At 36.7% G+C, this 21,448-nt stretch carries 19 protein-coding genes; 10 read left to right on the top strand and 9 right to left on the bottom strand.

Annotated features, from left to right (window positions below; genetic code table 11):
- Window positions 1-32 precede the first annotated feature (32 nt).
- The 3 genes from H4J63_RS04245 (at window position 33) to bfr (H4J63_RS04235) (ending at window position 3,390) form a co-directional block, all read left to right on the top strand.
- On the top strand, window positions 33-2,168 hold the full coding sequence (locus H4J63_RS04245; protein WP_182194746.1) for a TonB-dependent receptor: 2,136 nt from the start codon (window positions 33-35) through the stop codon (window positions 2,166-2,168).
- A gap of 274 nt (window positions 2,169-2,442) precedes the next feature.
- A complete protein-coding gene (gene bfr / locus H4J63_RS04240; RefSeq protein ID WP_002958985.1) occupies window positions 2,443-2,913 on the top strand; it encodes a bacterioferritin in 471 nt (156 codons plus the stop codon).
- 12 nt (window positions 2,914-2,925) lie between these two features.
- Complete coding sequence (gene bfr, locus H4J63_RS04235; RefSeq protein WP_002958984.1) at window positions 2,926-3,390, top strand: bacterioferritin; 465 nt, start codon at window positions 2,926-2,928, stop codon at window positions 3,388-3,390.
- Window positions 3,391-3,455: 65 nt separating this feature from the next.
- On the opposite strand, the gene H4J63_RS04230 is transcribed toward bfr (H4J63_RS04235), so the two are convergent.
- Window positions 3,456-3,650, bottom strand: coding sequence for a (2Fe-2S)-binding protein (locus tag H4J63_RS04230; RefSeq protein WP_002960627.1), 195 nt, complete (start codon window positions 3,648-3,650; stop codon window positions 3,456-3,458).
- A gap of 342 nt (window positions 3,651-3,992) precedes the next feature.
- Here H4J63_RS04230 and H4J63_RS04225 point away from each other — a divergent pair, with 342 nt between their 5' ends.
- Window positions 3,993-4,550, top strand: coding sequence for a TMEM165/GDT1 family protein (locus H4J63_RS04225; protein WP_024605680.1), 558 nt, complete (start codon window positions 3,993-3,995; stop codon window positions 4,548-4,550).
- Between the two features lie 61 nt (window positions 4,551-4,611).
- Here the strand turns inward: H4J63_RS04225 and H4J63_RS04220 are convergent, their stop codons facing one another.
- The 3 genes from H4J63_RS04220 to H4J63_RS04210 all read right to left on the bottom strand — a co-directional run bounded on the left by H4J63_RS04220 (window position 4,612) and on the right by H4J63_RS04210 (window position 7,279).
- The gene (locus H4J63_RS04220) at window positions 4,612-5,136 is read right to left on the bottom strand and encodes a DUF6436 domain-containing protein (protein WP_024605679.1); all 525 of its coding nucleotides are present in this window, start codon (window positions 5,134-5,136) and stop codon (window positions 4,612-4,614) included.
- Window positions 5,120-6,586: a methyl-accepting chemotaxis protein gene (locus H4J63_RS04215; protein ID WP_182194743.1), complete on the bottom strand. Its 1,467-nt coding sequence runs from the start codon at window positions 6,584-6,586 to the stop codon at window positions 5,120-5,122. Before H4J63_RS04215 ends, H4J63_RS04220 begins: the two co-directional genes overlap by 17 nt.
- A gap of 141 nt (window positions 6,587-6,727) precedes the next feature.
- Window positions 6,728-7,279, bottom strand: coding sequence for a hydrolase (locus H4J63_RS04210; protein WP_024605677.1), 552 nt, complete (start codon window positions 7,277-7,279; stop codon window positions 6,728-6,730).
- A 166-nt stretch (window positions 7,280-7,445) separates the two neighbouring features.
- Here H4J63_RS04210 and H4J63_RS04205 point away from each other — a divergent pair, with 166 nt between their 5' ends.
- Window positions 7,446-11,945 carry an EAL domain-containing protein gene (locus H4J63_RS04205; protein ID WP_182194741.1) on the top strand — a complete coding sequence of 1,500 codons (4,500 nt, stop codon included), beginning with the start codon at window positions 7,446-7,448 and terminating at the stop codon, window positions 11,943-11,945.
- Between the two features lie 74 nt (window positions 11,946-12,019).
- Here the strand turns inward: H4J63_RS04205 and H4J63_RS04200 are convergent, their stop codons facing one another.
- A complete protein-coding gene (locus tag H4J63_RS04200; protein WP_182194738.1) occupies window positions 12,020-12,913 on the bottom strand; it encodes a cation diffusion facilitator family transporter in 894 nt (297 codons plus the stop codon).
- Between the two features lie 380 nt (window positions 12,914-13,293).
- Between H4J63_RS04200 and H4J63_RS04195 the strand changes: the two genes are divergently transcribed.
- The 3 genes from H4J63_RS04195 (at window position 13,294) to H4J63_RS04185 (ending at window position 16,294) form a co-directional block, all read left to right on the top strand.
- Window positions 13,294-14,778: a diguanylate cyclase domain-containing protein gene (locus H4J63_RS04195; protein ID WP_182194735.1), complete on the top strand. Its 1,485-nt coding sequence runs from the start codon at window positions 13,294-13,296 to the stop codon at window positions 14,776-14,778.
- An 85-nt stretch (window positions 14,779-14,863) separates the two neighbouring features.
- Window positions 14,864-15,817: a slipin family protein gene (locus H4J63_RS04190; RefSeq protein WP_007581832.1), complete on the top strand. Its 954-nt coding sequence runs from the start codon at window positions 14,864-14,866 to the stop codon at window positions 15,815-15,817.
- 21 nt (window positions 15,818-15,838) lie between these two features.
- Complete coding sequence (locus tag H4J63_RS04185) at window positions 15,839-16,294, top strand: NfeD family protein (RefSeq protein ID WP_024605673.1); 456 nt, start codon at window positions 15,839-15,841, stop codon at window positions 16,292-16,294.
- A 34-nt stretch (window positions 16,295-16,328) separates the two neighbouring features.
- On the opposite strand, the gene H4J63_RS04180 is transcribed toward H4J63_RS04185, so the two are convergent.
- Window positions 16,329-17,201, bottom strand: coding sequence for an SMP-30/gluconolactonase/LRE family protein (locus tag H4J63_RS04180; protein ID WP_024605672.1), 873 nt, complete (start codon window positions 17,199-17,201; stop codon window positions 16,329-16,331).
- A gap of 166 nt (window positions 17,202-17,367) precedes the next feature.
- Between H4J63_RS04180 and H4J63_RS04175 the strand changes: the two genes are divergently transcribed.
- Entirely contained in the window at window positions 17,368-18,204 is an 837-nt protein-coding gene (locus H4J63_RS04175; RefSeq protein WP_182194732.1) for a patatin family protein, read from the top strand.
- A 9-nt stretch (window positions 18,205-18,213) separates the two neighbouring features.
- Here H4J63_RS04175 and H4J63_RS04170 read toward each other — a convergent pair whose 3' ends face one another.
- The 3 genes from H4J63_RS04170 to H4J63_RS04160 are packed head-to-tail and all read right to left on the bottom strand — an operon-like array spanning window position 18,214 to window position 20,335.
- Complete coding sequence (locus H4J63_RS04170; protein WP_007581829.1) at window positions 18,214-18,459, bottom strand: hypothetical protein; 246 nt, start codon at window positions 18,457-18,459, stop codon at window positions 18,214-18,216.
- Window positions 18,456-20,051, bottom strand: a complete 1,596-nt coding sequence (locus tag H4J63_RS04165; protein ID WP_182194730.1) for a PepSY domain-containing protein — start codon at window positions 20,049-20,051, stop codon at window positions 18,456-18,458. Before H4J63_RS04165 ends, H4J63_RS04170 begins: the two co-directional genes overlap by 4 nt.
- Window positions 20,048-20,335 carry a hypothetical protein gene (locus H4J63_RS04160; protein WP_024600574.1) on the bottom strand — a complete coding sequence of 96 codons (288 nt, stop codon included), beginning with the start codon at window positions 20,333-20,335 and terminating at the stop codon, window positions 20,048-20,050. The genes H4J63_RS04165 and H4J63_RS04160 overlap by 4 nt, the downstream gene beginning before the upstream one ends.
- Before the next feature lie 236 nt (window positions 20,336-20,571).
- Between H4J63_RS04160 and H4J63_RS04155 the strand changes: the two genes are divergently transcribed.
- Window positions 20,572-21,339, top strand: a complete 768-nt coding sequence (locus H4J63_RS04155; protein WP_182194727.1) for an undecaprenyl-diphosphate phosphatase — start codon at window positions 20,572-20,574, stop codon at window positions 21,337-21,339.
- Window positions 21,340-21,448 lie beyond the last annotated feature (109 nt).

Raw genomic sequence — 21,448 nt, 5'->3', positions numbered from 1 at the left:
ATTACGTAAATTGTTATCAACTAAGACACCCCATGTTAAAAACTTCGCTTTGCCTTATTGCTATTGCAATAAGTACTAACACGTTAGCAAATGAAAATAATAAAAATGAATACACTTCTGATCAGTTAGAGCATGTCATTGTATCTGGCAGCCGCATATCAGAGAACATTGACGAAGTACCTGCCTCGATTACCGTTATTAATCAGCAACAAATACAACAGCATTTAAAAGTAAGCTCAGAACTGGGGAGCTTACTCGCGCAAATGGTTCCAGGGCTTGCCCCAGATACAGGCAGTTCAAGTAATTCAGGACAAACACTACGCGGCCGTGCGCCATTAATAATGATTGATGGTGTACCGCAATCAACACCTCTTCGTAATGGTTCTTTAGGCGTAAAAACGCTTGATGCAAGTGCCATAGCGCGCATTGAAGTCATAAAAGGCGCAACGTCTATTTATGGTAATGGTGCCTCAGGTGGCATTATTAACTACATAACAAAACAGGCTCGCAGTGATGGTAAACCGGAAGGTGAAATAAGTATTTCAAGCCGCTTTAGCGCTGTTAAATTAGCAGAAAGTGGCGGCGGTAGAGTATCAGCCGCAGTAAACGGTAAGCTCGACCAACTAAGCTACCTGCTAACGGCAAGCTATGAAGAAAACGGCGTGCAACGCGATGCAGAGGGCGATATTTTAGGCTTGCAATATGGTTTATCAGACTCTGAAACTCAAAACTATTTTACCAAACTAACTTATGATTTTGACGACGAAAAGCAACTGCAGTTTAGCTATAACTTTTACAGCTCACAGCAAAAAACTGATTTAGGCGATGTTACTGGCGATGGCAATATAGGGGAGAAAACATACGCTATACACGTCCCCTTAGAGCTTCAAAAACAAGGTAAGCCGCAAGGCCCAGAAGGCAACGAAAATATAACCCTAAAATATGTTGATTACGCGCTGTTTGAAAACACACAAATGACCCTCGATCTGTATAAACAAAATATAGAAAACGTATTCTTTTTCTCAACCGCTTTAGCCAACCTTGATGAAGGTTATAGCGGTGGTCAATCGGTTATTAAATCAGACAAGCAAGGTGCCAGAGCTACATTTAATAGTCAGTTTGATTTTGAAAACGTAACAGCCACCCTAATCTACGGTATTGATGCCTTAAACGATAAAACATCGCAACCTTTAGTAGATGGCCGTGTGTGGGTGCCAGAAATGGACATGGAAAGTGTGGCTGGCTTTTTACAAACCAAATGGGTAATAAACGACGACATTATTGTAAAAGCGGGTGTAAGAAAAGAAAGCATTGATTTGAGCGTAAGTGACTACCAAACGCTAAAACTTTGCAAAACCGCATCGCAATGTTCAGTACCATTAAATGTGCGTGGCGACACCATTAATTACGATGCAACAACTTATAACGCCGGTATTAAATATAACTTAACAGATGCCTTTAGCCCGTTTTTTAGCTACTCACAGGGCTCTGATATTTCTGATATTGGTCGCTTACTTCGTGCTGCAACCGTTGACGACATTGCACTTATTCAAACACAAGCCTCAATAATCGACAATTACGAAGTTGGTTTTACCTCACAGTTTGAAAACGTACGTTTTGAATTTGCTCTTTACAGAAGTACCTCAGAGCTTGGTACAAGTAATGAGTATAATGAAGTAACAGGAGTTTACGAACCTGTGCGTGCGCCACAAGAAATATGGGGTTACGAAGGGTTAGTTAATTACACTATTACCCAAGATCTTAAATTAAGCGCAACGTACAGCTATGTTGAAGGTAAAAATACCGAGGCCGATGACTATTTAGGGGCAAGCCAAATTAGCCCACCTAAAGCAACAGCGAATGTAACGTGGCAAACAAATGACGAGCTATCTCTTGCAATGAGCTTTTTATATGTAGGCAACAGAAAGCGTTTTGATAAAAATGCGCAAGGCCAATACTCTGGCGATCAGGGCCCTGTTAGTAGCTACAACACATTTAACTTAAGTGGCCAGTACAATGTTAACGCCAGCTGGAGTGGCTATTTTGGTATCGAAAACCTGTTCAATAGCGATTACTACCCTGCCCGCGCACAATCTTACACTTACGGCGGCTATAACATCAAAGGATTAGGCACAACGGCTACCCTAGGTGCTAAATACCAGTTTTAATTAGTAATATACTCAATAAATAGGCATCATCAGCATGCCTATTTATTTAAAAAATAATATGAAATGCAGTCTCTCAACTTATTGTTTATAAATACCTCTAGTAATCATTCTCAGATACTAATACAAATAAAAAACTGTCCACAAACCAAGCAGTAACGCAAACTTAAATAAGAATCAAAACCAATAGTAAAGCAATGATTTTTATAGAGAAAACTTGCAATATAGGCTATATGTACTACACTGCATACAATTGAAATAGTTGAGGCGATTTATCATGAAAGGTAATCAAAAAGTAATCGATGCGTTTAATACATTGTTAGCTAACGAATTAGCAGCAATCGATCAGTATTTTATACACTCGCGCATGTATGACGACTGGGGTTTAAACAAACTATACGAGCGCCTTAACCACGAAATGGAAGAAGAAAAAGATCACGCAGACTGGCTTATTAAGCGCATCTTGTTTTTAGAAGGTGTACCAAATATGACTAAGCGCCGTGATTTACTTATCGGTAACGATGTAAAAAGCATGATGCAAAACGATTTAACACTAGAGCTTGAAGTAGTTGCGTGTGTTAAAGACGTCATCGCAATATGTGAAGAACAACAAGATTATCAATCTCGTAGCATTTTAGAAAAGCTGTTATTTGATACCGAAGAAGATCATGTTTACTGGTTAGAGCAACAACTTGGTCTAATTGATAAAATTGGTTCTGAAAATTATCATCAAGCACAAATGGCTTAGTAGGAGCATATTATGAAAGGCGATAAAGACGTTATTGCAGCGCTTAATAAAGTACTCGCTAATGAGCTTGTTGGTATTAACCAATACTTTTTACATGCACGTATGTTTAAAGATTTTGGCTTTACACAGCTTGATAAAGCAGACTACAAAGTATCAATTCAAAAAATGAAAAACGCTGATCGTTTAATTGAACGTATTTTGTTTTTAGAAGGCTTACCAAATCTTCAAGACCTAGGCCGATTACGTATTGGTGAAAACAGCGAAGAAATGATTGCTGCTAACATGAGTTTTGAACTCGATACTATTGATGAGTTACGTAGCGCAGTTAAACTGGCTGAAAGTAAAAAAGATTACATTACCCGTGAAGCCCTTGATCACATTTTAAATGAACAAGAAGAGCAAATTGATTGGTTAGAAACCCAACAATTACTTATTAAAAATACGGGTATCAAAAACTACTTACAGTCTCAACTGTAAATAGTAACAAGCATAAAAAAAGCAGCTAAAAAGCTGCTTTTTTTATATCTAAATTTTATATGTAATTAAGCAACTTGATCCGTTACATCCGCAATTTGAATAAGCCTGCGATTAAGGATCTTTTTAGTACAACCACAACACTTACCGCATTGGCTGCCTACTTTAAGCTCTTTGGTTAATTCACGCATGGTCGTTGCACCATCGTCAATTGTTTGCTCAATTTTTTTATCAGTCACACCGTGACAAAGACAAATATACATCAATACAAACCGTGTTAATTACATTCAATAGATGCATACTAATCTAAACGACAATTGTTATCAATAGCTTCCTCACTAATAAATATAAATTATTTATTAGAATATGGTATTTGTTCTCTTAACTATATTTACCTAAGAATAAAGTTATGGAATAATGGCCGCCTCTTAGGGGAGTAGCCCGCTCAGTAATGAGTAAACTTATCAACATAATTGCACCTCATGTGCATGGTAAGTTTGTAATGTTGTAGCAAGCGTTATCGGCGAGACCTAGGTAGACACTATCCTCATGGCGGGAGATAGTTGTTTGCCTTGGTTTAGCATTCCCGCCTGTAAGAATCAATAATGGAAGTTTTTTTAACCTCAACCGTCACTGTTACACTTGCCGAAATTGGCGATAAAACCCAGCTTTTATCACTCCTGTTAGCTGCCCGTTTTCGTAATAAAAGCGCACTTATTCTTGGTATTTTAGCCGCAACTTTACTCAATCATGGCCTATCAGCGTGGTTTGGGCAGTGGTTAAGTAATAGTTTTTCTTCTGAATATTTACCTTGGCTTGTAAACATCAGCTTTATTGTTGTTGGCCTTTGGCTATTAGTTCCAGACAAAGACGAAGATGTAAGTAGTAAATACGATAGCTACGGGGCTTTTTTAGTTGCTTTTGTATTATTTTTTATTGCAGAAATTGGTGATAAAACACAAATAGCGACAGTGTTGCTAGGCGCACAATATCAGTCTGTGTTTTGGGTAACGGTAGGAACCACGTTAGGTATGCTAATTGCTAACGTGCCTGTTATATATGCTGGTAATGCATTACTAAAAAGAATATCTCTAAACACCGTACGTGCTATTGCTGCTTGTGTGTTTGTGTCATTAGGTATTTATGGCTTAGTTACAATTTAATCAATGTTAAAGCTCGAACCTATTAATTTAAGTGCGAGCTTTAATTTTTTCTGCACGTTATTTACGTATTATTTACACAATAACATCCCTTGGTTTGTGTAATTAAGAGGTTTGAGTTAAAACCTGCAGCTAAATTAGTGACCGCAGTTTCAACAAAGCCACTTCCCTGGGCACACGCTAACCCTTCGGAGAGAGGACCGGCATAAACAAAATCACCGTTTTTATTAATAATAACGGCGGCAGGCGTTGCCGGAATAACAAGTTTAAGCTTTGGTGTTAATTCAACTTGTACAACCTTCATAGCTTTATTGGCAGCAAAGGAGCTTAACGATGAAATATGCGGCTTGGCTTGTATGGTGCACCCGCAATTTTTTTCAGTTATAAGCACTAACGACGCTTCATTAGTGTCAACCCAGTCCAATTGCTTTTTAAAGTTATTAAACCAGTGCTTTTGCAATAAAACTTTTGAGCTATCAAACGGTTTAAGTTGCTCTAACTGAAAATACACTAACCCTGCAACAACACAAACAAGCCATATAGTTATAAGCGAAAATACAAAAGAGTTAGATTTATTTAAACTTGGCAATGCTTTGCTCTAATACATCAATACTTACATCGATTAACTGCACCTTAGCGGTTAACTGCTGCACTATTTGCGTATCTTGGTACTGATTTTGGCGCATAGTATCAGTACTGCTTGCTATTAACTCGGTATTACCTGCCTGCTCCGCTACCACTTGTGCAACTGAGTCAGAGCTTGAAGATACTGCGGCTATTTGCTCGCTCATTGCTGAAATATTCTCTTTCATTGCAGCACTAATACTTGTTAAATCAACTACAAAACTCACACACTGACTCATTGATTGCGTTGACGTTTTACTATTATTAACAAGATCTTTTAATGTAAGACTAATTTTATCTGTTGTTGCTTTACTGTGGTTAGCCAAAGATCTTACCTCATCAGCAACAACAGCAAAACCTCGACCGTGTTCGCCTGCGCGGGCAGCTTCAATAGCGGCATTTAAAGCAAGTAGGTTTGTTTGCTCAGCAATACCTGATATTTCATTAAGAAGCCCTGAAATAACATCGCCCGCTGCCACTAAGTGATTTATCTTTTCTTCGGTATGGTTAAGCAGTGTTAACAACTCTCTACTTTTAGCATCTGTTTGAAGCACTTCTTTTAATGCATCACCTGCAGATTGTGTAATATGGTCAACTTGGCGCTTAAGCACCTCACTTTCTTCTTCTACAAGTTTAAAGCCATTGGCAACTTGAGCGCCAGAATTAGCAATATCATCGGTTTGTTGTGTGCGTTGAACCGCACCACTCGCTAACTGATCGTGTACATCAATAAGCTCTTGTGAGTTTTTTTGCAATGATTCTGATTGAGTTTGTACCTGCTTAATAACATCAGATATATAGTCTAGCAATGTATTAAATCCAACCACAGCATCGCTTTTAGTATCATCAGCACGTAGGGAAAGTTTAATATTCTCAGGATCTTTCATTATTTGCTCTGTCGCATAACTTAAAGATAAACCCGCACGACGTTCGCGTTGTAATGTTTTAGCTATATAACCTGCAACTAACACTTCAACTATTGCATATCCTGCATGTATAAGTACTGTAGTAAAAGCAAGCCTATCGGGGTCAAATACGTAGAAACCCGTATTTTGAGTTTGTAGATAATAAAAAGATAAATGGTGAACAGCTACAAAAATAATCGCGGTAATAAACACTCGCCACTGTACAAAAACAATTAACATGGGCATTAAAATAAATATTTCAAAATGTACTTCAATCAACCCAAAAGTTTGTTGTATGTGCAAAAATGAAAACATCATTATGGCCGCAGCCACCACATGCGGCGTTACAGGACTATCCCCCTGTGTGTTTAAAAGCCATATAGGTAATAAACACAATGGCAAACCTATCATAAAAGCCTGCGCTAACGTGTCGAAGTACAAACCAATAGCGATAGACTCGACAAACAAAAGACTGAAAATAATCGTAAATAACCGGCCAATACTAGACATAAGAACCTTAAAATTGTTGTTTGCATTATTGTTTATAAAAGCAGTCTGCAATATACGTACATAAACAAGTTTCAGTTCACTGAGCACAGTAATAAACTATCTGCACAACCATAAACATATTCAATTTACATTACATTCCGTCTACTTAATTATAGGCAGTATTTTTTTAAACGTAGGCGTTGCTGCTTTTTTTGTCCATTGAAAAAGAACTATTTCAGCGCATGAAATTACCGCACCTGCTTGGCGTAATTGCTCAACTGCCAGGTTTTTATGTTCTGGATTTCTAGAACCAATTCCATCGTGTGCAACAATAATTTCAAAACCATTTTTAATTAAATCTAAGCATGTTTGTAAAACACACACATGTGCTTCAGTTCCCACAACAACAACTTGCTGTTTACCATAACTTTTTAACTTATCAATAAAGCCTGGCTCTGCACACGCACTAAAGTACGTCTTATGAAAATACACGGCATTAGGTAACATGCTTTTAATTTGCTGATTAGTTTTGCCCAACCCCTTGACATATTGCTCGGTTATTAAGACTGGGACACTGTGAATAATACCCGCCTGCGCTAACTGCAATGTACTTTTTAAAATATTCGGAAAGTCTTTAATTGCAGGAGCAAGCAACTCTTGTAAGTCTATTATTAATAACACGCTATTTTTTGCATCAACATTAGAGAAAACCACTATACTCTCCTTCTAAGCATTTACTATTATCTGTATAGAGTAGCTCACTATTTGAAAATAGAGCTTTTAACTTTACGTATATCATTTGTAATTAAAAAATAAAAACTTATGCTATATTTACTATCTAGCTAAGTATCATCCTATCCTCCACTGAGAGTGTTTATAAGTGCGTTTGAGCAAACTTTTTTTTCATATCACTATTGTTTTTTTACTATGCATCCAAAGCACTTTTGCATCACAAAACTATGCTCAACAATTACAACGAATTTCTACTGACGAAGGCCTATCACAAAGTTACGTTTTGCAGACTCAAGAGGATGATATTGGTTATATTTGGATAGCAACCCAACAGGGTTTAAACCGTTTTGATGGATATAATGTAAAAACTTTTAGTGGCGGCTTTGGCCTAGATAAACACTATATTTATGCGTTATTTAAAGCCGAAGACGGAAAAATCATTGTCTCAACAGACCTTTCTGGTGCTTATATAATAGATCCCCTCACTTTAAAAACCGAAAAAATCTATTCTGGTCAAATAGATAAAGAACAAAAAATATTCTCTCCGATCTCTGCAATGACTCAGCAACAAGGTACTTTTTACTTCGCCATAGATGCCCAAATATATACATTTGATGAGACGAGTAAACGCTTCACATTTAAGCTAATCCTGCCAAATAAAGGTGACTACATTCGGTCATTAACAATATATAAAAACACTTTATATATTGGTACAAATGATGGTTTATACACTGCAAATATAGATAATTCAGAACTTGTAAAAATACCTCTTCATCCCCCTGAAAAAAATACGATAGATAATGTAAACGTCAAATTCTTAAGTGTTGATAATGAATTAGGATTACTTGTTGGTACTGTTGAAGGCATGTATCAATTAGCATTCGATAATAACAAAAATATATCTGCAGCAAATATTACAACTTTAATCCCTGATTATAATATATGGGATTATGCCAATACTGTTTACGGGGAGTTTGTAGCAACCCAAAGTGGATTGTTCAGTTATCACCGCGAAACCAAAGAACTAGAATTCGTATTAAATTATGAAAAAAGTAAGTTTAATATTAATGAAAACTCAATAAACGATCTAATGGTTGATAAGTCCGGCGTACTTTGGCTCACATCTAGAACCCAGGGCGTGTTTACATGGCCAATTAAAACCCGACGGTTTAAACACATTACTTTACCCGGTAACAATACTATTCATGCCACCTACCAAGACAAAAATAATATTATTTGGTTAGGAACAGAAGATGGAATTGCACGGTACGACAAAGCAACAAATAAAAGTGATGTATATCTGAGCTCAACCGACTCAAAAGCAATATACGGGGCATCTGCCGTTTATGATATTTTTGCGTCTTCAATTGGTAATAATCAATTCCTTTGGCTTGTTACTTTCAACGGGTTCAAACTGTTTGATAAACAAACGGGTAAAATTATTGAAAATAAAGACACAGAAAAAAATGTAATTAACCAATCCAACTTATTTGGCTTTGCCCAGTTATCTGCAGACACATATGCATTTATGTCGGATGATAATTTTTATGTTTTTAATGAAACAACAGGAAAAACAAGAATTATTAAGGGGCTCAAAGAGCAAGTCGATCCTTTATTTTCTTACGCTTTTTATAAACACCTTAAAACTAACCCTGACGAATTTTTACTTGGTACATCAAAAAGCTTCCTTAGGTACAACGAAAAAAATCAAAAATTAACAACTATATTTCAGTCATTTAACCCTAAAAAAGATATTTTTTACACGGTAGAAAATTTTTACTTAGACTCAAAGCGAAATATTTTATGGTTAGCAACCACCCACGAAGGTTTACTTGGTGTTGACCCAGTTACTTATGAGAGAAAACACTACATAGGATTAAAAAATTCATTTAATACTGATTCTATTTATTCATTACTTCCTGATGAAAATGGTTTTTTATGGGCAAGTACCGACAATGGTTTGTATCAAATAAACTTAGATACACTCAATGTAATGAGTTATTCAGTAAAAGACGGGTTGAACATAAACCAATTCACACAAATCGCAGCAACAACATTAAATGATGGCAAATTAATTTTTGGTAGCAATGCGGGAGCTCTACTGTTTGATCCCTTAGATTTTGATGAGAAAGAGTTATTTAAAAAAAATAACTTAGCTATTACTGATATAAATCTCTTTACCAAAGAACTAAATTATTATCCGCAGAAATACCTTAGCCAACCGCTTGAGCTTGACTATGAGGATATGGGTCTTACGGTTAGTTTTTCTAGCTTTTCTTACCCCAATATAGACAAAGCGTATTATAAGGTAATTCTTTCAGGGCCAACATCCCTTACATATGAAGACTTACAATCTAATCAAGTGTTTTTCACAAAGCTTCAACCAGGTAGCTACTCACTAACAATATCAGCACATAATCGTGATGGTGTTGTTACAAGCGAACCAGCCACACTCAACATCAACGTAGCCTACGCTCCTTGGAAATCGCCCTTTTCTATTGCCGCCTATGTAATTTTAATACTTGCCGTATTGTTTTTCATTTTTTGGCAATACCGCAGCCGCCAAGTTGCAATTGAACGAGCCCATAGAGCCACTATTCATTCACAAAAACAAACAGAACTCGCGCTTAAAAATAATAAAAGCGGTGTTTGGGATTATAATTTTAAAGATAATTCTGTAAACACACTTAGAGGAAGTGAGCTAGGTTACTCAGACTTACCTGAACGCGTGCACATAGGCCAATTTTTAGTACTTATACATCCAGATGATCGTCGTCGTTTTGAAAGCCAATGGGAAAACTATTTCAAATATAAAAAACAGCAAAATTGGCAAGCAACCTATCGTTTACAACACAAAAAAGGCCACTGGCTGTGGTATCAAGATACAGGGCAAGTTATTTATAACCCTCAAACAAATGAGCCTTTATATGTTTCTGGCATATATACCAACATCACCGAGCAACGGGCTAACGAGCAACAAGCAAAAATTTTAGGTGAAGCGTTCAGCCAAATAAACGACTGGTTACTTATACTCGATGAACATTTAATGCCATTTTCTGCGAACAACAGTTTTATTGAAACATTTTCAAATGAAAAAGTAGCCACTAAAATTAGTCCTAAATTGTTCATAAAAGCGATTGGTAAAGATAAGTGTAAAGAATTTGCTGGTATTTTAAAAAAATTAAAACCGACAGAAAACTGGCAAAGTGATGCTTATATAAAAACAGCAAGAAATAACGAACATCCAATTCACATAAGTGCCACAGCAGTTACAAAAGATACTGCTAGTTACTACGTAGTTGTTATTACAGATTTAACCGAACAAAAACGTGCTGAAAACGAGCTGCGCTATTTAGCTAATTTTGATCCTCTAACGCATTTACCAAATCGTAGTTTAATGTATCAGAACATCGAAAAAGCGATTAGATATGCCGATGAAAATAATACACAATGTGCATTGTTATTTATTGATTTAGATAAATTTAAACCTGTTAATGACTCTTTTGGCCACGCAGTTGGCGATAAGCTCTTGTGTAATATTACCCAAAGAGTGAACGGTATGCTCGGCGCAAACGCAAAACTTGGCCGACAAAGTGGTGATGAATTTTTAGTGCTGATTCAAAATATAAAATCGCTTCAGTCTCTTCGCGATACAGTAAGAAAAATTAGTAATGAGTTAGCTAATAAAGTAATTATTGAAGACTTCTCTATTAATATTTCAGCCAGTATTGGCGTTGCTTTATACCCATTCGATGCTGTAACCACCGATTTACTTATCCGTAATGCCGATGTAGCCATGATGCACGCTAAACAAGGCGGGAGAAACGACTTTAAGTTTTTTAGCGATGAAATGAATGAGCTGATAAAACAAAAGTTACTGCTCGAAAATGATTTAAAAGATGCAGTAAAAGACAACCGATTTTTTAATCACTATCAGCCCATTATCGATATAGAAGAAAAAACAATAAATGGCGTGGAGTTACTCATGCGCTGGAAAAATCAAGGACAGTTGGTATCCCCAGCACTTTTTATACCGGTAGCAGAAGAAACCGGTTTAATAGAACTCCTTACTGAGCAAGCATTGCAACGAGCTCTTATTGAAATTGCACCTATACTCAGCGCAAACCCATTGTTTTATATATCTTTAAACTTATCGCCTAAACACATTTTAAAAACAAACATAACCCAGCGGTTAATGTCCATATTAGCGGACTCTCAAGTTCATCCAAGACAATTAAGACTTGAAATAACAGAGAGTATTTTACTAGAAGATAAACTCAAAGCAGCCAAGCAGCTACAAAACTTAAAAGCTGCTGGGTTTAAATTACTACTTGATGATTTTGGTACTGGTTACTCGTCACTCACCTATTTGAGCCAATTTCCTATTAATGTTATTAAAATAGATCAAAGCTTTGTAAACAGTATTGGTATAGATAAAGGGGATGAGTCAATTATTAAGACCATTCTTTTATTGGCCGAAAACCTAGATCTTTACTGTATTGCAGAAGGAGTAGAAACGCGCGAACAGATGATCTTTTTAGCCGAGGTTGGGTGTACTGTACTGCAAGGTTATTACTTTGCAAGGCCAATGGATGCTAAAGACTTACGTAAAAGCGATTGTTTTAGCAATATCATTGATTTGATTTGATTTGATTTGATTTGATTTAAAACATTAAAAGCGTGCTAATCATTATTACACGCTTTTATATTAATTAAATGCTACTAATGGATGTGATGGCATTCGTGGCTTTCTATTTGTAATACACTATTGCGTACATTAAATTTTTCAGCTAACAGTTGTTCTACCTTCATACGACATGCTTCATCGTGTTTTTCAATAGTACAATGCTCTTTAAGTACAACGTGCGCCCCGACTACTACACCCTTATATTTACGCGTTACAGTGACGTTATGGACATTGTGAACATGCTCCATATCTGTAATCTCACTTTCAATATCTGCAACTTTAGGAAGTTTGGCCTTATTTAAGCGTAAACCTTTTATACAACTAATAATGACCTTAACACCGGTAAACAACACGAAAGAGGCGATTAACATGCTCGATAAAATATCGATAACAACCCAGCCCGTAAAATATATAAGAATACCAGCCACAAATGTCGATACGGTAGAAATCAAATCAAAGAATGAATGTAAAAATACCGCGTAAACATTAATACTCGCTTTGCGGCCTTCATATAAAACCCATGCAGCAGCACCATGAAATAAAAAACCAATAGCAGCAATAACCGACATTAAATAACTATTAATAGCCAGCTCATTTCCTTCATGCTGGTGTATATAGCGCTCACCACCTTCATACAAAATAATTAAACTGATTGCTAGGTATAAAAATCCGTTCACCAGACCACCCAAAAGCTCGGCTCGTTGATGGCCATCGTTATAGGTTTTAGCAAAATGAATAGCGAGACTTGATGCAATCAGTGCGATGAATAACGAGCTATTGTGAACAAACAAATGCCCCGCATCGGCAAGTACAGCAAGCGAATTAGAATAATAAGCACCTATAACCTGAATTACCATAAACGAACACGTAATTGCTAGCGCAATAAGTAACCGACGACGAGAAGCTTGGTGTGTAGTGATTTCTGTCATGAAATGCTTGAATAACCTATACTTAAAGTGTAAATAAACCAAAGATGGCTTAGAGTAGAAAAGGGTAATGATATACAGTATCAATTATAATACGTACTGCCCTCAAACGCACTAAAAACTTAGTAAATCAAAAAAAATGTGCTAATAATTAGTAGGGCTTGTTGAACTTCGGTGGTTGAATTTACACCAGTATTTTTTTTTAGGCAAGGCAGAGCCTATGTAGTGTGGCTATTCCCCATAAATAGGCGATAACGCAGCATAAATACCAAACATGTGCTGCCTTTTGAGCTCGTTCTAAGGACGATTAACACGCCCAAGTAAAAACAATAAAAATACAATAGATAACAATTTAATTGTGGCTTAAACACATGGAGAGTTGAGTGAGTAATAACCTATCAAATGAAATATGGCGAAACTTGGAGTTACTGCCGTTTTGTGTATTACTTTATGATGCCAATGAAAATATATTTAAAGTTAACAGCCAAGCACAGGACTTGTTTGGCTTAAGAAATAAATCACATTTTAATAAAATTGATTTTTCACACATCACTTTAACCAATCATCACAGTAAAAAAGAACTATTAGTCGAGGAGCTATTCTTTGATTATTTCACTGCAAATAACCAATGCCAGTTTGTTTTATCAAAACAGGTATCTAAATTGCTACTCAATGTAAAATTTGCAAAATTACCTAACTCAAGCTCCATTATTATAATCGATGTATTGAATAATAATGTAGATGAACAATATGATTTTGATAATATTATTTCGAACATATCAACTGACTTAATTGATATTCAAAACGACGACGTTGATAAGCATATCAACTACGCATTAAAAGCTATTGGTACCGTTTGCCACGCAGATAGAAGTTATCTTTTTAAGTTTGCCGAGGATGGTAAAACCATAAATAACACCCACGAATGGGTCAATAATGATATACAAGCATTTAAAGAGGACTTACAAAACCTTCCGAAAAGCGATCTCCCATATTTTTTTAGTTTGATGGCACGTACTCACTTATTTAGAGTTAACGATGTAACGTCGTTACCCATTCAAGCAATGAGCGAAAAAACAATTTTCCAGCGACAAAAAATAAAATCAGTACTTTGCATTGGTCTACGTTATGACAAAGAGCTCGTTGGCTTTATAGGCTGTGATTGCGTTGTTCAAAAGCGAAACTGGACTGATTTAGACCTTATTCGCTTAAGGTTAGTAGGTGAAATGCTTGCTAATGCTTTCAAAAATTTAAATTACAAGCAAGAGCTACAACAAGCTCAGCAGCAACTCATTAATGCCAATCATAAACTTAACAAACAAGTTAATACTGATGGCCTTACAAACATTGCTAACCGACGCTGTTTTGATCAAACTTTAAAATGCGAAATTAAGCGCGGCGCACGTAATAAAGAACCCATTAGTTTAATAATGTGTGATATTGATTTTTTTAAGCGTTATAACGATAACTATGGGCATCAGCTAGGTGACGAAGTGTTAAAACAAGTTGCCAAAGCGCTGCATGATCTTTGTAAACGTGAAGGTGATTTAGCCGCTCGTTTCGGTGGTGAAGAATTTGCGATAATTTTACCTGCAGTCGACACAGATCATTGCCAAAGATATGCTGTTCTTATTCAGGAAAAAATTGCAGAACTTGCAATTGAACATAACTTTTCAAGTGCCAGTAAATACCTCACTTTGAGTATCGGATTTTATAGCCTTATACCCAATCAAAAAACAACACCTAAAGAAGTTATAACTAACGCCGACATAGCCCTTTATAACGCAAAAGAAACAGGCAGAAATAAAATAGCCAGTTTTTACAAAAACCGACTAAGCCGGCGCGCTACAGTGAGTTTTAGTGGTTAAAAGTTCGCTGTAGTGATAATCTATACACGCTGAAATTATAAACAATACAACCACTCAGCGTTTAATTATTATAAGGAATGTTTAAATGGATCCAGTCACACAAATTCTCGATATGGTTTTTACTGTTGAGGCTTTTTTACTTGTTTTTGTTATCGTGCTTTTAAAAAGTAGCGTTAAATTTGTACCACAAAACCGCGCCTGGTTAATCGAACGTTTTGGTAAATACCAATCAACTAAAGAAGCCGGCCTTAACTTTATTATTCCATTTATTGATAGAATCTCGGCTGATCGTAGCTTAAAAGAACAAGCTCAAGATGTACCATCGCAGTCAGCTATCACTAAAGATAACATCTCACTTATAGTTGATGGCGTACTGTACTTTAGAGTACTAGACCCGTACAAAGCAACGTATGGCGTTGACGACTATACGTTTGCAGTTGTACAACTTTCACAAACAACAATGCGTTCAGAATTAGGTAAAATGGAGCTTGATAAAACATTTGAAGAGCGTGATTTACTTAATACCAACATTGTTGCAGCTATAAACCAGGCATCTGAGCCTTGGGGTATTCAAGTACTTCGCTACGAAATTAAAGATATTGTGCCGCCTAACTCTATTATGGAAGCGATGGAAGCACAAATGAAAGCTGAGCGTGTTAAACGAGCTCAAATTTTAGAGTCAGAAGGTGATCGCCAAGCAAATATCAACGTTGCTGAAGGTAAAAAACAAGCACAAGTACTTGCTGCTGAAGCCGACAAAGCCGAGCAAATTTTACGCGCTGAAGGTGAAGCAACAGCTATTACTACGGTTGCAGAAGCACAAGCAAATGCACTTATTAAAATAGGCGAAGCTGCAGATACAGAGCAAGGTCAAAAAGCAATTCAGTTAGATTTAGCAACTAAAGCAATCGCGGCTAAAGAAGCGATTGCTCGTGAATCATCAATTGTATTACTGCCAGACAACGCGACAGATGCAAGCTCAATGGTTGCCCAAGGTATGGCAATCATTAATAGCTTAAATAAAAAGCATTTGGGTTAATAACTAAATAAAGAGGTTTGTATGGATTTTATTACGCAAAATTTACCGCAAACACTTATGGTACTTGGTATTGTTGCTTTAATAATAGAAGTAGCAGTACTTGGCCTTTCTACATTTATTTTGTTGTTTTTTGGATTATCGCTATTCCTTACAGGATTATTAATGAGTTTTGGTATTTTACCTGACTCATTAGCAACAGCCCTTTGGAGTAATGCAGTTGTAACAGCTGGCTTAGCCGTTGCACTTTGGAAACCATTAAAACAAATGCAAAATCGCGTAGATAAGAAGCAAGTGAATAGTGATTTTGCTGAACTGACTTTTGTACTTACTAGCGATGTAACAGAACAAGGTTTAACTACCCATCAATATTCAGGTATTAGCTGGAAACTCAAAAGTGAGCAACCAATTAGCGCCGGTACTGAGGTTTTAGTAACCAAAAAAGAAGTGGGTGTTATGTGGGTTAAGCCTAAAAGCTAACCATCACTTTAAAACAAGCACTGTGTATAATAAATTACAGTAAAACGGGCGACTCAAACTGCCCGTTTTTTATGCCTGAGATTTGAAATACAGCGCCTTGTTCAGTAACAGTATTATTAATCGATTCATCAAATGCCGATGTCACAAGTAACAATTCAGCATTTTTACCGCCAAATGCAGTGCATGTCGGTTTTATTGCACAAAGCTTTATTGTTTTAATTAGCTCACCGCCTGGGGATAAACACATAACACACCCCATTCCCCACACAGCTAGCCACAAATTACCTAATTGGTCGGTTACGCAGCCATCGGGGTCAACATCAGTATTATTAAATTGATAAAAAACACGTGGCTCAGAGCAAGGTTCGCCAGTTTGCTCATCCAAATCTAATACATAAATACAACTCGTTAAAGAGTCGCAGTAATAACCGCGTAAACGTGGCTTATCAAAGCACAATCCATTTGGGATACTCAAGTTACTTACAACGACTTTAAGCTGGTGTTTATAATAACGGTATATCTTACCGTCACCTTTTTTAGCATTTACGTCCATTGTACTTAACCAAAAACCACCCCATGGATCAGCGCGGCCGTCGTTTGAACGCCTATTTAGTTGTGTATTTTCAATATTAAGAATAAGGTGGCGAGTGCACGAATTAATATGGTATTTGTATAAACCAGTACTTGTACCTAGCAACAAGTGCTGCTCATCAATCCACGCTATTGCACTGAGTGTATCAGGCATATTAACTGTTTTTAGTTGGCTTTCGCTGTGTATTTTTTTGCTTAAAAGTAATTTTTTATTTATGTCGACCCAATAAAAAGTATTCAGCATAGGGTGCCAAAGAGGACTTTCTGCAAGCCGATTCTGTGTGCTTTCAAAAATGGTTACGCTAGGGTCAAACATAAATACTTATTCTTTATTATTAACAAAGCCTTGTAACCCAAACCTTACCAGAAAACAGTTGATTTCGCGATGTGTACCTGGCTTTAATTTATCAACACCTTCAGTAATCTCTATCGCATTTTTTAGACTGAGTTGATAACATCAAATTTAATAAAAAGGATTGACCATGAACAACAATAATAAAAATACACTCGTCGTTGAAGGCGGTGCAATGCGCGGTATATTTGCCGCAGGTGTGCTTGATGAGTTTTTAAAACAGCAATATCAGCCGTTTGAACGCTATTTTGGTGTTTCAGCCGGGGCCACTAATATAGCCGCATTTTTATGCAAACAACCAATGCGAAATTATAAAGTGATTACTGACTATTCATGCCGTCCTGAATTTATTAATTTAGCGCGCTTTATTAAAGGTGGTCATTTATTTGATTTAGATTGGTTATGGCAAGAAACGATTCGCGAAATACGTCTTCATACAGAGGTATTCGAACAAACTCCACACGAGTTTTATATTGTATCTACGGCAATCGAATCAGGCAAAGCACACTATTTAAAAGCCACCAGCGCCGATATGGTGCATCAATTAAAAGCATCATGCGCTATATCCATTGCATATCGTGACTACCCTATTATTAATGACATAGCGATGACCGATGGCGGTGTTGCTGATTCAATTCCGGTTATAAAAGCTTACGAAATGGGTGCACGCGAAATCACCGTTATTTTGTCTCAATGTTTAGGCTATCGTAAAAAACCAAGTAAGGCACCTTGGCTTACTAAAAAAATGTATAAAAACTATCCCGCATTAATTCAAACGACCTTAAATAGGGCTGATTTTTATAATAAGTCTATCGATTTTATTATGAATCCACCAAATGACTGCAAAATCAATATCATTGCACCACCGGCTAATTTTAAAGTTGGGCGTACCACTAAAAAGTTTGAAATACTTAATAGTGGTTACAACATGGGAGTTGATACTGCTAAGGCCTTTTTAGCTAAATAACTGCATTATTTAACCTAATAATTGCGGTGCTTTACCCGCAATAACTGCGGTTAGTAAACCAGCTAACATAGCTCCCACAACGGTGCATATTGCACCGCCTAAAATACCGTAAACACTCATAAAACATATCAGCGCTAAACCAAATAGCAGTGCACTTAAAAATGTTTTAGTCGCTAATGTAAGTGTGTTTTTTCGTAGGTTGAGCATCATTAATAATAAACTTACCATCGCAATTGTAATTAGTAGCTCGTTCATGCGAGTTGTACCTCAACTTGTAATTTTTGTGTGCTTTTTATTTTTAAAGCACCAAACATACACACGGTACCCACCACCATAAAGCTTATATCTACTACCGCAACAAGCGAGCTATTAAGGTTAATAACATTGCTCACTCCAAATATAATATTAAGTGGCAGCACCAAAGCAAGCGAAGCGCCGCATAGTAAAAGTGTCAGCTTAAAGTAGTTTTTATAACCTATGGGCAATACGCTTAAGAGTACCCATGCCAACCACGTATAAAAAAACACGGGTCCAAAAAAGCTATTTTGCGCCACACCAATAACGGTATAATTAAGTACAACTTGCACAGGAAATAGCACAAAGCTTGCTAATACCAAGCCACCACAACTGCCAATAATAAAGCGATTCCAGCGTGCATATGCCTGCATACTCAGTGAAGGACTACTGCCACGTATACGCTTTGCTAGCCACATCATCATGCCCGAAATAGGTAAAAGCGCAGTACTTAAACCAAGTAATACCCAAAGCAGTTTGACAAACACCCCTGCAAAGTTTCCAAAGTGCAGCGGAAACATCAGCTCAATTACTTTTATTGAAACACCTGAAATATCACCAAAACTACTCATCGACTGTACAAACTCACCATTGCCTTGGTAATGCAGTAACTGAGAAGCAACAGCCTCGCCACCTAACAAACGCAAATATACCTGCGCATTCGCATCGTTATGCGCCATTATTGTGACATCTCTAATTATTGCTTCAGGGTAACGACTATGAGCATGCTCTAAAATAGTGTCTATTTTTGTAGGTTGCTTAATGTGGCTAACTACAGGCTCAGGAATGGCGGTAAACGTTTCTATTAACTTATCTTGATCGCCACCAAAGCTCACAAAGGCAGCTGCTGGTAGTAAAATAATGGTCGCGAGCCCTAAAAATGATCCTGTAAAACCAATCACAATATTAAATACGCTGCCCCAAATACCTATAACCTTATGAGCATCGCTTATTGCAATATCTAACCCTTTATCTCGCCTAAACGTAAAGAGCTCTTTTATCAATTTGCGATGAATAAACAAGCCTGTCACTGCACTTACTAAAAGCGTTAAACCTAAAAACCCAGTGAGTATTAACCCAATTGGTCGCCCTAAATGCAAATCTGCATGAAACTCACCTATATAAGTTGGCGCATCGGTTTTTTTATTGGCGTAAAACTCTTTACTAGGCCCATAGTAAGTATTTTCCAGCACCAGTGTATTGGGATGAAATTGAAATACTCTAGCCACCTCTTGGTCGTAATTTTCATCGCCATGGTGAGATTCAAATACCAACGTTAATAAATGAAAGTTATGCCCACTTGGTAAAAACACATGAATGTTTTCGCCAAATTCACTAGGTACTTGTTTATGATATTCGTTTACTAGTCTATTAATTTTCGCGCTGGCAACGTGTTGGCTAGATTGCAGTTCTGGATTAGCCCATATTTTTAACTCAGGTCGCGACAGAACTGCTAATGCGCCGCTAAATGCAACAATAAATAGCAGTACCGCAGTAATAATTCCTACCCAGCTATGTAATAAAAATAGCTTTTTTAAAATAATCGACTTCATCCCTGCCCCTGCGTTAACGCCCAAAAACTCAATAAACCATGTAATACACACAATGCAATCATGACTACAAAAGGTTGCCATACTTTTTGCGCCAAATACGCATAAATAAACAACGCAGTCCAAATAACAGGAAAGAGTAAAATAGGCAGTAATATTTGTTCATTCATTTGAAATGGTAAATAGGTTGTCATACCCGGAATCATTATTACCGCTGTAACTAGCGCTAAAACACACGCAATTAAGTGCCTTCTCCGTGTAGCTGTAAACGTTTTTTTATTATTCATTATTCGCTCAATAAATTTGCCCAAACATATACAAAACAGCATATGCAAATGATAACAATTACTATTATAAATTGCATTTATCACTTAATGCAATTTATTAAACAAATTAAGTCTAATAACACTGTTGGTTTGCCTTAAGAGCTTTTATGCTACGCCTCGCAATTTAGGTACGCAGTAATGCGTCATTTCAGTTAAGCCGAGTTCGGGCTTTTTAATTTTTCAGGAAGCAGTAAACCGTGGATATAATTAACTCGATTATTTTAGGTATTATTGAAGGTATAACAGAATTTTTACCCATATCATCAACCGGGCACTTAATTGTAGCGTCAAAGTGGTTAGGCATTGAATCAACAGACACTAACCTCGCCTTCGAAGTCATTATTCAACTTGCCGCCATTTTAGCGGTACTAGCTAACTATAAAGACAAGTTTAGCCCTAAACATTTTAATTTATGGATTAAAGTTGCCATTGCATTTATTCCTTTGGGTATTATTGGTTTTATATTTAGTGATGTAATAAAAACACTGTTTAGCGTACCTGTAGTAGGTGTTATGTTTATTGTAGGCGGTGTGATTTTTTTACTATTAGAGCGCAGTTATAAAGAGGCTCACTGCACAACTACCGATGTAACCCAAGTTACTTATAAACAAGCACTTTGGATTGGCGTAGCACAAGTATTTGCGTTAATTCCAGGGACTAGTCGTGCTGGGAGCTCTATTGTTGGTGCCATGTTGTGTGGTTTAAACCGAAAAACCAGCGCTGAATTTTCATTTTTACTTGGTTTACCTGTACTTGCAGCAGCCTCAGGGTACGACTTACTTAAACATTACCAACTGTTTAGCTTAGATGACCTAACTGCCCTTGCTGTGGGTTTTTTAACGTCTTTTATAGTTGCTTATTTTACTATTAAACTATTCATACGCTTTCTAGAAAATTTCACTTTTGTTAGTTTTGGTCTTTACCGAATCGTATTTGGTGTTATTTTACTAACTAACCTGATGTAATGGTCTCCTCCCTATACGGCATCTATGTGCCATGATTAAAGTGGTTACAATAATCAAAGGGAGAAGACCAAAATGAAGATTACAACAATTGGTTTAGACATAGCAAAAA

Origin of the sequence: Pseudoalteromonas sp. 5Ae-yellow, from assembly GCF_014077565.1 — a bacterium.
Taxonomy (GTDB): domain Bacteria; phylum Pseudomonadota; class Gammaproteobacteria; order Enterobacterales; family Alteromonadaceae; genus Pseudoalteromonas.
The sequence above is the reverse complement of the archived record's forward strand: the minus strand, read 5'-3'. Positions and strand labels throughout refer to the sequence as shown.